Source organism: Methylorubrum podarium (genome assembly GCF_040270385.1).
Lineage (GTDB): Bacteria > Pseudomonadota > Alphaproteobacteria > Rhizobiales > Beijerinckiaceae > Methylobacterium > Methylobacterium podarium.
Window position 1 is genome coordinate 1 of the sequence record NZ_JBELQE010000004.1, and the last position, 10980, is coordinate 10980.

Consider the following 10980-nt stretch of genomic DNA (forward strand, 5'->3'; position numbering starts at 1 on the left):
CGACGGAAGGCTCCGCCGCCTGCCTCGGGCGCAGCGATATCGGCCGGATCGAGCCCGGCCGGGAGGCGGATCTGGCGCTGTTCACCCTCGACGAACTACGCTTCTCCGGCGCCCACGACCTGCTCGCGGCGCTCGTGCTGTGCGGCGCCCATCGCGCCGACCGGGTGATGGTCGCGGGCACGTGGCGGGTGATCGACGGACAGCCGCTCGGCATCGAGACCGGACGCCTGCGCGAGGAGCACACGAGTCTGGCGCGCACCCTGTTCGGAACGGCGTGATGGCGGCACCATCCGTTGCGGCGGGGCCGCGGGAGGGCCCGACCCCGCTCTTCGGGGCCTACGGCATCGTCAAGCGCTTCGGCGCCTTCACCGCGAATGACGGCGTCGATCTGGAGATCCGCGCCGGGGAGATCCACGCCCTGCTCGGCGAGAACGGCGCCGGCAAATCGACCCTGATGAAGATCCTCTACGGCCTGCTCGAGCCGACGGAGGGGGTCGTCACGCATCAGGGCGACATCGTGCGGCCGGCGAACCCCGAGGTCGCGCGGGCGCTCGGCATCGGCATGGTCTTCCAGCACTTCTCCCTGTGCGAGAACCTGACGGTCGCCGAGAACATCGCCCTCGTCATGCCCGCCGCGCTGACGGGTCGGGCGCTCGCCGAGCGGATCGCCCGGCTCGGGACGGATTACGGCCTGCATCTCGATCCCGCGCGTCCGGTCTGGTCGCTCTCGGCCGGCGAGCGCCAGCGGATCGAGATCGTGCGCTGCCTGCTCCAGGATCCGAAGCTCGTGATCCTCGACGAGCCGACCTCGGTGCTGACGCCGGGCGAGGCGGAGGTGCTGTTTTCGGTGCTGGAGCGGCTGCGCGACGAGGGCCGTGCCCTGCTCTACATCTCCCACCGGCTCGACGAGGTGCGCCGCCTCTGCACCCGGGCCACGATCCTGCGGGGCGGCCGGGTCGTCGGCGCCTGCGATCCGCGGGCGGAGACCGCCCGCTCCCTCGCCGCGCTGATGGTCGGCACGGGGGTGAGCGAGGTGCGCGCGAAAGCGGCCCGCGGGACCCGCGCGGAGCGCCTCGTGCTCGACCGCCTGTCGCTGCCCGCGCCCGGCCTGCACGGGACGCCGCTGCGGGAGATCGCGCTCTCCGTGGCGGGGGGCGAGATCCTCGGCATCGCCGGGATCGCCGGCAACGGGCAGGCGGAACTCTTTGACGCCCTGTCGGGCGAGAGCCGGGCTCCGACGGCCGGGTCGGTGCGCCTCGACGGCCGGGCGGCGGGCCATCTCGGCATCAATGCCCGGCGCCGGCTCGGGGCCGCCTTCGTGCCCGAGGAGCGCAACGGCCACGCCGCGGTACCGTCCATGAGTCTGTCGGAGAACGCGCTGCTCTCCCGCCACGCCACCGCACCGCTCACTTGGCTAGGCCTGCTGCGACGCGGCGCGGCGCGGGCTCTCGCCCGGCGGGTGATCGACGCCTTCGACGTGCGCGGCGCCGGCCCCGATCCGGCGGCCGGTACGCTCTCGGGCGGCAACCTGCAGAAATTCGTGGTCGGGCGCGAGATCCTGGCCGAGCCGGGCATCCTCGTCATCAACCAGCCGACCTGGGGCGTCGATGCGGCCGCCGCCGCCCGGATCCGGCAGGCCGTGCTGGACCTCGCCGGCCGCGGCTGCGCGGTGGTCGTGATCAGCCAGGATCTCGACGAGTTGTTCGAGATCGCGGATTCCATCGCCGTCCTGCATGCCGGTGCGCTCTCGCGGCCCGTCCCGACCGGCGCGACCAGCCGCGCGGCGTTGGGACTGCTGATGGGCGGGGCCGGTGAGCCGGAGCCGCAGACCGGCAAGCTTCAGGCGGCCCCTGCCGTCGGAACCGTCGTTCCGGCGCTCTGAGCCCCTGCCGGACCCGATCCGCCCCATGCGCGCGAGGAACGAGCCAGGAATGAACGGGATGCGCGATGCGCCTTGATCTCCTCCCCCGCGCGCGCCGGTCGCCCTGGCTCGACCTGCTCTCGCCCGCGCTGGCCTTCCTCGCCGCGGTCCTGATCGGCGGGATCGCCGTGGCGGCCCTCGGCGTGTCGCCGGGCCAGGCCTTCCTCACCTACTTCGTCGCCCCGTTGAGCGAGATCTGGTCGCTGCAGGAGGTCGCCCTGAAGGCCGCGCCGCTCGCCCTGATCGCGACCGGTCTCGCCTTCTGCTACCGCGCCAACCTGTGGAACATCGGGGCGGAGGGCCAGTTCGTGGCGGGCGGCCTCGCGGGCGGCTGGGTCGCCGTCGCCGCGCACGGCTCGCAAGGGGTCACCCTCTGGATCCTGCCGGCGATGCTTCTCGCCGGCACACTCGCCGGCATCGCCTACGCGATGATCCCGGCGCTGCTGCGGGTCCGGCTCGGCGTCTCGGAGATCCTGACCAGCCTGATGCTCGTCTACGTCGCGCAGTTGCTGCTCGACTACATGGTGCGCGGGCCCCTGCGCGATCCGCAGGGCTACAACTTCCCGCAGAGCGTCGGCTTCGACGAGGCCGCCCGGCTGCCCCTTCTGATGGAGGGCGAGTCGCTCCATGCGGGCGTGCTCATCAGCTTTCTGGGAATCGTGCTGGCGGCTCTCGTCCTGGCGCGCACCCTGTTCGGCTTCGAGGTGCGCGCCGTCGGCGCGAGCCCGCGGGCGGCGCGCTTCGCCGGCTTCTCCGACGCGCGGCTGACGCTCGCGGTCTTCGCGATCTCCGGCGGCGCGGCAGGGCTGGCCGGCATCTGCGAGGTGGCCGGACGGATCGGCCAGCTCCAGCCGGAGATCTCCCCGGGCTACGGCTTCACCGCGATCATCGTCGCCTTCCTCGGGCGCCTGAGTCCGCCCGGCATCCTCCTCGCGGCCCTCGTCATCGCGCTGACGACGATCGGCGGGGAGGGGGCTCAGATCGACCTGAAGCTGCCGCTCGACCTGACCCGCGCCTTCCAGGGGCTGCTGCTCGGCCTCGTGCTCGGGGCCGACGTGCTGACGCGCTACCACGTACGGATCGTGCCGGGCGGCGCGAACACGCGGGTGACACCATGAGCCTCGACATCGTCCAGATGGTGCTCGTCACGGTGCTGACGGCGGCGACGCCGCTGATCCTGGCCGGCATCGGCGAACTCGTCGTGGAGCGGGCCGGCGTGCTCAATCTCGGCGTCGAGGGCATGATGGTGCTCGGCGCGGCCGCCGGCTTCGCCGTCGCCACCCAGACCGGATCGACCGGGCTCGGCGCCCTCGGCGGGGCCGGGGCCGGCCTGTTGCTCGCCGCCCTCTTCGGCGTCCTCACCGTGGGGCTGGCGGCCAATCAGGTCGCCTCGGGACTGGCGCTGACCATCCTCGGGCTGGGGCTCTCCGGACTCGTCGGCGCCGGCTATGTCGGGATGAAGCGTGATCCGGCGCCCCATCTCCACCTGCCCGGCCTCACCGACCTCCCGGGGATCGGCCGGCTGCTCTTCGGACACGACGCCTTCGTCTACGCGGCCCTCCTCCTCGTCGCCGGGGTGTGGTGGTTCCTCTGGCGCACCCGCGCCGGATTGACCCTGCGCGCCATCGGCGACGATCACACCGCGACTCACGCCCTCGGGCTCAAGGTGCGCAAGGTCCGCTTCCTCGCCGTGCTGTTCGGCGGCGCCTGCGCCGGGCTCGCGGGGGCCTACCTGTCCCTGGCCTACACGCCGTTCTGGGCACCGGCGATGACCGCCGGACGGGGCTGGATCGCCCTGGCGCTCGTGGTCTTCGCCTCCTGGCAACCGCTGCGGGTGGCCGCGGGCGCGCTGCTCTTCGGCGGGGCGACCGTGCTCCAGCTCCATGCCCAGGCCGCGGGTCTCGGCCTGCCCGGCCAGCTGCTCTCGGCGGTCCCCTACCTCGCCACCATCCTGGCGCTCGTCCTGCTGTCGGTCGGCCGGCGCCGGGGCGGCTCGCTGGCGCCGGCGGCGCTCGGCCGCGTCTTCGCCCCGAGCCGCTGAGGGCGCCGTCTCGCGGGATCGATGGCGCGAAAGGATGCATCGGCGGACGTCTTTTTGGGCGCATCGTCCGATTCGATGGGGGTTTCGCTGAGGGTTGATCAGCGCTTCGATGCTGAAACTTTGATCTTTTCTCTGCCCTGAACAAGATCAATGCTTGCCAAGCTTGTGCCGCCGGCTCGGAAAGACGGATCACGCCTCGTGTCAGCCCATTCTTTCTCCCGCAGACATCTGCTCGGCGGTGCGGCCGCCCTCTCGCTCGGGGCGCTCCCCTTCGGCCGCGCCCGGGCCGCCGGTCCGCTCACCGTCGGTTTCATCTATGTCGGGCCCAAGGACGATTACGGCTACAACCAAGCCCACGCCCAGGGAGCGGCCGCCCTCAAGGCGATCCCCGGTGTCCAGGTGGTCGAGGAGGAGAACGTCCGCGAGACCACCGATGTCCAGAAGACCATGGAGAGCATGATCAACCTGGACGGCGCGACCCTCCTGTTCCCGACCTCCTTCGGTTACTTCGACCCGCACGTCCTCATCGAGGCGAAGAAGAACCCGAAGGTGCAGTTCCGCCATTGCGGCGGTCTCTGGACCGAGGCGAACCCGAAGAACGCCGGCTCCTATTTCGGCTACATCGCCCAGGGGCAGTACCTGAACGGCATCGTCGCCGCCCACGCCTCGAAATCGAAGCGGCTCGGTTTCGTCGCGGCCAAGCCGATCCCGCAGGTCCTCAACAACATCAACGGCTTCCTGCTCGGTGCGCGCAGCGTCGATCCGTCGATCACGGTTCAGGTGATCTTCACCGGCGAGTGGTCGTTGGCCGTCAAGGAGGCGGAGGCGACCAACGCGCTGATCGATGGCGGCGCCGACGTGATCACCTGCCACGTCGACAGTCCCAAGGTCGTGGTCGAGACGGCGGCGCGGCGCGGCGCCTTCGTCTGCGGCTACCATGCCGACCAATCGGCTCTGGCCAAGGACAAGTACCTCACCGGCGCGGAGTGGAACTGGGCCTCGATCTACAAGGGCTTCGTCGCCGACATGCAGGCGGGCAAGGCCCCGCCGAACTTCGTGCGCGGCGGGCTGCCGGACGGCTTCGTCAAGATGAGCCCCTACGGCCCCGCGGTCTCCGAAGAGGCCCGCAAGCGGGCCGACGCCGTCAAGGCCGAGATGATGAAGGGCGGCTTCGCCATCATCAAGGGTCCGCTCAAGGACAACAAGGGCAACGAGATCGCCGGTGCCGGCACGGCGCTGGCCGAGAACGCGGCCGAGCTGGAGAAGACCAACTACCTCGTCGAGGGCGTGAAGGGCTCGGCCTGACACGGCCGCCGGGCGGATGCCCGAGGGGGCTTGGCATGGTTTCTGCGCCTTCGCGGAAGAGGATCCGACCCATGGACCCGACCCCATGGACCCGCACCCATTGCCGTACGCATGGCCGCACCCATGGCCGCTGACACCACCGCGCCCGGCCTGCCGCTGACCGAGAGCGGCCCGGACCGGCCACCGGCCTCGCTCCAGATCCGGGCGTGGCTCGCACGCCGCGCCGAGAGCGTCGCGATTCCGGTCGCCGCGGTGATCGCCGGCTTCCTGATCTTCTCCCTGTTCCTGCTCGCCCTGGGAAAAAGCCCGCTCGCCTTCCTGGATCTCGTCTGGCGCGGCGGCTTCGGCTCCCCCTTCGCGCTTCAGAACAGCCTGCAGCGTGCCGCCCCCCTGCTGTTTGCCGCGCTCTGCGTCGCGCTGCCGGCCCGTCTCGGCCTCGTGGTGATCGGCGGCGAGGGCGCGATCGTCCTCGGCGGCGTCGCCGCTGCGGCCGCGGCGCAACCGCTCCAAAGCTTCCCCGCGCTTCTGGCCGTGCCGCTGATGGCGCTCGCCGCCGCCGCGGCCGGGGCGGCCTGGATCGGAATGGTCGGGGCGCTGCGCGCCTATCGCGGGGTCAACGAGACCATCGCCAGCCTGCTGATGTCCTATATCGGGCTCGCGCTCTCGAACCACTTGATCGAGGGCCTGTTGCGCGACCCGGCGAGCCTCAACAAGCCCTCGACCGCGCCGATCGGCGAGGCGTTCATGGTCGGCCCCTTGCCGGGACTCGATGTCCATTGGGGGCTCGGCATCGGCGTTCTCGCCTGCCTCGCCGCCTACGCGCTGACGGAGCGGACGACGATCGGCTTCGCCGCGCGTATCGCCGGCGGCAACTTGCGGGCGGCGCAGATTCAGGGCCTGCCGGTCGGGCGCCTCATCGTGAGTTTCACCGCTTTGGGCGGCGCCTGCGCCGCGCTCGCCGGCTTCTTCGAGGTCGCGGCGGTGCACGGCAACGCCAACGCCTCGCTCAATGCGGGCTTCGGCTATACCGGCATCCTCGTGGCGTTCCTCGCCCGCCACAATCCCCTCGCGATCCTCCCGGTGGCCTTCCTGCTCGGCGGCATCGAAGCCTCGAGCGGCCTGATCCAGCGCCGGATGCAGTTGCCCGACGCGACGGTGCTCGTGCTCGAAGGGCTGCTTTTCCTCGTCGTGCTCGTCAGCGAGACGCTCTACGGGCGCTTCAAGCTGTTCAGCCCGCATCTCTGGTCCGAGAAGCGCGGGGCGGCCCAAGGAATGTCGTCGTGACGGCCATTGCAGGGCGGACAGGATGAGCGACGATCTCGGCCTGACGACCGTTCTGCTCGCCGTCATCGGCGGGGCGATCCGCGTTTCGACGCCGTTCCTGTTCGTGAGCCTCGGCGAGACCATCACCGAGCGCTCGGGGCGGATCAATCTCGGGTTGGAGGGCACCCTCGTCTTCGGCGCCATGTCGGCCTACGCCACCGCCGTGCTGACGGGCAGTCCGTGGGCGGGCGTGGCGGTCGCCGGATTGGCGGGCGGCGCCTTCGGCCTGCTGCACGGCTTCATCTGCCGCTTTCCCCGGGTCAACGACGTGGCGATCGGCATCGCCCTGATGCTGTTCGGGTCGGGGCTGGCCTTCTTCCTCGGCAAGCCCTTCATCCAGCCCTCGGCCCCGCCGTTGCCGGCGATTCCCTTCGGCTTCTGGTCGGACCTGCCGCAGGTCCAGGCGGCCCTGCGGGTCAACGTGCTGTTCCTGGCCGGCGCCGCGCTGGCGCTGTTCCTGTGGTGGGCGTTCCGCAACACCAAGGCGGGCCTGATCGTGCGTGTGGTCGGCGATAGCGCGGATGCGGCGCGCGCCATGGGCTACGACGTCGACCGCGTGCGGCTTCTGGCGACCGCCGTCGGCGGCGTGCTCGCCGGGATCGGCGGCGCCTATCTCTCGCTCTACTATCCCGGTTCGTGGAACGAGGGCATCTCGTCCGGACAGGGTCTGATGGCGGTGGCGCTCGTCATCTTCGCCCGCTGGAATCCGCTCGCCTGCTTCGGGGCGGCCCTCCTGTTCGGGGGCGCCGGGGCGCTCGGACCCGCCCTGCAATCGGTCGGCATCTCGCAGGGCTACTACCTGTTCTACGCCGCGCCCTACGTCCTCACCCTGGCGCTGCTGATCGCCACCTCCTCGCCGGACCGGGCGCTGACCGGCGCGCCGGGCGAATTGTCCCTCAAGTAAGGAAACCTCATGAACGGTCTCGGTGGACTGAACAAATCCCCGAACGGCGTCGTCATCGGCCTCGTCCAGCTTCAACTGCCGACCATCACCACACGGGTCGACGTGACCGCCCAGGCCGAGCGCATCGTCGCGATGGTCGCCAAGGCGCGCGCCAACATGGCGACAATGGATCTGGTCGTCTTCCCCGAATACGCCCTGCACGGCCTGTCGATGGACACCCGGCCCGAGATCCTCTGCACGCTCGACGGCCCCGAGGTCGCGGCGTTCAAGCAGGCCTGCCGCGACAACCGGATCTGGGGCTGCTTCTCGATCATGGAGGCCAACCCGAACGGCAACCCGTTCAATTCCGGCCTCGTCATCGACGACACCGGCGAACTCAAGCTCTACTATCGCAAGATGCACCCTTGGGTGCCGGTCGAGCCCTGGGAGCCCGGCGACCTCGGCATTCCGGTGATCGAGGGGCCGAAGGGAGCCAAGCTCGGCCTCATCATCTGCCACGACGGCATGTTCCCGGAGATGGCGCGCGAATGCGCCTACAAGGGCGCGGAGATCATGATCCGCACGGCCGGCTACACCGCGCCGATCCGCGAATCCTGGCGCTTCACCAACCAGTCGAACGCCTTCTGCAACCTGATGGTGACCGCCAACGTCTGCATGTGCGGGTCCGACGGCACCTTCGACTCGATGGGCGAGGGGATGATCGTCAACTTCGACGGCACGGTGCTCGCCCACGGTACCACGGGCCGCGTCGACGAGATCATCACCGCCGAGGTGCGGCCCGATCTCGTGCGCGAGGCGCGGGCGCATTGGGGCGTCGAGAACAACATCTATCAGCTCGGCCACCGCGGTTACACGGCGGTGAAGGGCGGCGCGGGCGACTGCCCCTACAGCTACATGCACGACCTCGCCGCCGGCCGTTACCGCGTGCCGTGGGAGGACCAGGTGACGGTGACCGACGGGACGAGCTGCGGCTTCGCCGCACCGACCCGGAGCTACGGCGAGGGCCAGCTTCCGGCGGCGCGGGAGGCGGCGGAGTGAGCATCGTCCCCTTCCCCTCCGCCGGGGCCGCCGAGGGCGGCCGCTTCGTCGCCGCCGAGCCCTATCCCTGGCCCTATGACGGCTCGCTCGCCCCGAAGACCACGGCACTCGTCATCATCGACATGCAGACCGACTTCTGCGGCAAGGGCGGCTACGTCGATGCCATGGGCTACGACCTCGCCCTGACCCGCGCGCCGATCGGGCCGATCGGCGAACTCCTCGCCGCCGCCCGGACGCATGGCTACCACGTGATCCACACCCGCGAGGGCCATCGGCCGGACTTGGCGGATCTTCCGGCCAACAAGCGCTGGCGCTCACGCCGGATCGGGGCCGGGATCGGCGATCCCGGCCCTTGCGGGCGGGTGCTGGTGCGGGGCGAGCCCGGTTGGGAGATCATCCCCGAACTGGCACCGCTGCCGGACGAGCCGGTGATCGACAAGCCCGGCAAGGGCTCCTTCTGTGCGACCGATCTCGAACTCATCCTGACGACGCGGGGCATCCGCAACCTGATCCTGACCGGCATCACCACGGATGTCTGCGTCCACACCACCATGCGCGAGGCCAACGACCGCGGCTTCGAATGCGTGATCGTCTCCGACGGCACCGCCGCGACCGACCCCGGCAACCACGACGCGGCGCTGAAGATGGTGACGATGCAGGGCGGCGTGTTCGGCGCGGTCGCCTCGTCCGAGGCGATCCTGGCGGCGATGGGCTGAGGCCGTCATGACAGCCCTCGCGCACGCCGCCCCCTCCGGTGCCCTCGGCGTCGAGACCATCGGCATGACGAAGCGCTTCGGCGGCTTCACCGCCCTCGACGACGTCTCGATGAAGATCGAGGCCGGCGGCTTCCACGCCCTGCTCGGCGAGAACGGGGCGGGCAAGTCGACCTTCGTCAAATGCGTGATGGGTTTTTACGCACCCACCGCCGGCTCGGTGCTGATCGACGGCCGCGAGGCCGAAATCACGGGGCCGAAGGGCGCGCAGGCGCGCGGCCTCGGCATGGTCTACCAGCATTTCACCCTGGTGCCCTCGCTGACCGGCGCCGAGAACCTCGTCATCGGCCGGGCCGACGCGCCCGCGATCCTCGATTGGAAGGCCGAGCGCGCGGCGCTCGCCGATTTCATGGCCCGGATGCCGTTCCGGCTGAACCTCGACCGGCCGGTGGCGGAACTCGCGGCGGGCGAGAAGCAGAAGCTCGAAATCGTCAAGCAGCTCTACCTCAAGGCCCGGTTCCTGATCCTCGACGAGCCCACCTCGGTGCTGACGCCGGCCGAGGCCGAGGAGGTGCTGGGCCTGCTGCGGGGCATGGCGGATGCGGGCGCGCTCACGGTGCTGATGATCAGCCACAAGTTCCGGGAGGTCGAAGCCTTCGCCCGCACCCTCAGCGTCCTGCGGCGCGGGCGGCTCGTCGGCGACGGCGCGGTCGGCGCGCTGTCGCGGGACGACATGGCGGCGATGATGGTGGGCGAGCGCACCGTGCGGACGGTCGCCGCGCGGGTCGGCGAGCCCGACACGGCGCATGAGATCCTGCGGGTTGATAGCCTGACCGCCACCGACGTCTCCGGCCTGCGGCGGATCGATGTCGCGGATCTGCGCGTGCGCGCCCACGAGATCGTCGGCATCGCCGGCGTTTCCGGTAACGGGCAGAAGGAACTCGCCGACGTGCTCGGCGGACAGATCCGCGCGACGGGCGGGCGCGTCGCGGTGCAGGGCGAGCCCTATCGCGGCACGCGGGCCGAGAGCCGCCGGCACCGTGTGCGCTTCATCCCCGAGGAGCCTCTGCGCAACGCCTGCGCGCCGCGGATGTCGGTCGCCGAGAACCTCGCCTTCCGCGCCTTCGACCGGCGCGGCGAGGACCCCGCGGGTCCGCCGACCCTCTGGCTCGACCGGCGCGCCATGAGCCGGCGGGCGAAGGACCTGATCGCCCGCTTCAAGGTGAAGACCGCCTCCTCCGAGGCGCCGATCGCCACCCTGTCCGGCGGCAACGTGCAGCGCGCCGTGCTCGCGCGCGAACTCACCGATCCGGTCGATCTCCTGATCGTCGTCAATCCCTGCTTCGGCCTCGATTTCGCGGCGGTCGCCGAGATCCGCTCCCGCATCGTGGCGGCGCGGAATGCCGGAGCCGCCGTGCTGCTGATCAGCGAGGATCTCGACGAGATCCTGGAATTGTCGGACCGCATCTGCGTGATGTCGGACGGGCGCCTCGTCTACGAGACGCCGGCCGCGGCGGCGGAGGCCGGGGTGATCGGCCGCCACATGGCCGGGCACCACTGATACGGTTTTCGGTTGATTCCTTCGGTGCCACTTCCCGTCATTCCGGGTCGCCGAAGGCGAACCCGGAATCCACGACTGGCCTGGACGCCATATTCCAGCCGCGCATCACGGGTGGATCCCGGGTTCCGCTGCGCGGCCCCGGGATGACGGGGGTTGGGGCTGAACCGAAGCGAT

Annotated in this window: 9 protein-coding genes and 1 pseudogene; all 10 read left to right on the forward strand. The window is 70.7% G+C overall.

Annotated features, from left to right (window positions below):
* Nucleotides 1-278 (forward strand): annotated as a pseudogene (locus ABS772_RS00110) (8-oxoguanine deaminase); the annotation flags it as partial.
* On the forward strand, nt 278-1882 hold the full coding sequence (locus tag ABS772_RS00115) for an ABC transporter ATP-binding protein (RefSeq protein ID WP_350391588.1): 1605 nt from the start codon (nt 278-280) through the stop codon (nt 1880-1882). The pseudogene ABS772_RS00110 and the gene ABS772_RS00115, both read left to right, overlap by 1 nt.
* A 65-nt stretch (nt 1883-1947) precedes the next feature.
* The gene (locus ABS772_RS00120; RefSeq protein ID WP_350391589.1) at nt 1948-3039 is read left to right on the forward strand and encodes an ABC transporter permease; all 1092 of its coding nucleotides are present in this window, start codon (nt 1948-1950) and stop codon (nt 3037-3039) included.
* Nucleotides 3036-3962 (forward strand): ABC transporter permease, encoded by a 927-nt coding sequence (locus ABS772_RS00125; protein ID WP_350391590.1) that lies wholly within the window; start codon nt 3036-3038, stop codon nt 3960-3962. The genes ABS772_RS00120 and ABS772_RS00125 overlap by 4 nt, the downstream gene beginning before the upstream one ends.
* A 150-nt stretch (nt 3963-4112) precedes the next feature.
* Complete coding sequence (locus ABS772_RS00130; protein WP_350391591.1) at nt 4113-5267, forward strand: BMP family ABC transporter substrate-binding protein; 1155 nt, start codon at nt 4113-4115, stop codon at nt 5265-5267.
* 123 nt (nt 5268-5390) lie between these two features.
* Nucleotides 5391-6551: an ABC transporter permease gene (locus ABS772_RS00135; RefSeq protein WP_289014311.1), complete on the forward strand. Its 1161-nt coding sequence runs from the start codon at nt 5391-5393 to the stop codon at nt 6549-6551.
* 22 nt (nt 6552-6573) lie between these two features.
* Nucleotides 6574-7494 (forward strand): ABC transporter permease, encoded by a 921-nt coding sequence (locus tag ABS772_RS00140; RefSeq protein WP_350391592.1) that lies wholly within the window; start codon nt 6574-6576, stop codon nt 7492-7494.
* 9 nt (nt 7495-7503) lie between these two features.
* Entirely contained in the window at nt 7504-8532 is a 1029-nt protein-coding gene (locus ABS772_RS00145; protein WP_350391593.1) for a formamidase, read from the forward strand.
* Complete coding sequence (gene biuH, locus ABS772_RS00150; RefSeq protein ID WP_350391594.1) at nt 8529-9248, forward strand: biuret amidohydrolase; 720 nt, start codon at nt 8529-8531, stop codon at nt 9246-9248. Before ABS772_RS00145 ends, biuH begins: the two co-directional genes overlap by 4 nt.
* 7 nt (nt 9249-9255) lie before the next feature.
* Entirely contained in the window at nt 9256-10806 is a 1551-nt protein-coding gene (locus ABS772_RS00155; protein ID WP_350391595.1) for an ABC transporter ATP-binding protein, read from the forward strand.
* Nucleotides 10807-10980: the final 174 nt, after the last annotated feature.

Bases quoted from the DNA above. Each gene is read 5' to 3' on its own strand.
- ABS772_RS00115 (WP_350391588.1), top strand. From the start codon at position 278: ATGGCGGCACCATCCGTTGCGGCGGGGCCGCGGGAGGGCCCGACCCCG.
- ABS772_RS00135 (WP_289014311.1), top strand. From the start codon at position 5,391: ATGGCCGCTGACACCACCGCGCCCGGCCTGCCGCTGACCGAGAGCGGC.
- ABS772_RS00155 (WP_350391595.1), top strand. From the start codon at position 9,256: ATGACAGCCCTCGCGCACGCCGCCCCCTCCGGTGCCCTCGGCGTCGAG.
- ABS772_RS00145 (WP_350391593.1), top strand. From the start codon at position 7,504: ATGAACGGTCTCGGTGGACTGAACAAATCCCCGAACGGCGTCGTCATC.
- ABS772_RS00125 (WP_350391590.1), top strand. From the start codon at position 3,036: ATGAGCCTCGACATCGTCCAGATGGTGCTCGTCACGGTGCTGACGGCG.
- ABS772_RS00120 (WP_350391589.1), top strand. From the start codon at position 1,948: ATGCGCCTTGATCTCCTCCCCCGCGCGCGCCGGTCGCCCTGGCTCGAC.
- ABS772_RS00130 (WP_350391591.1), top strand. From the start codon at position 4,113: ATGCTTGCCAAGCTTGTGCCGCCGGCTCGGAAAGACGGATCACGCCTC.
- ABS772_RS00140 (WP_350391592.1), top strand. From the start codon at position 6,574: ATGAGCGACGATCTCGGCCTGACGACCGTTCTGCTCGCCGTCATCGGC.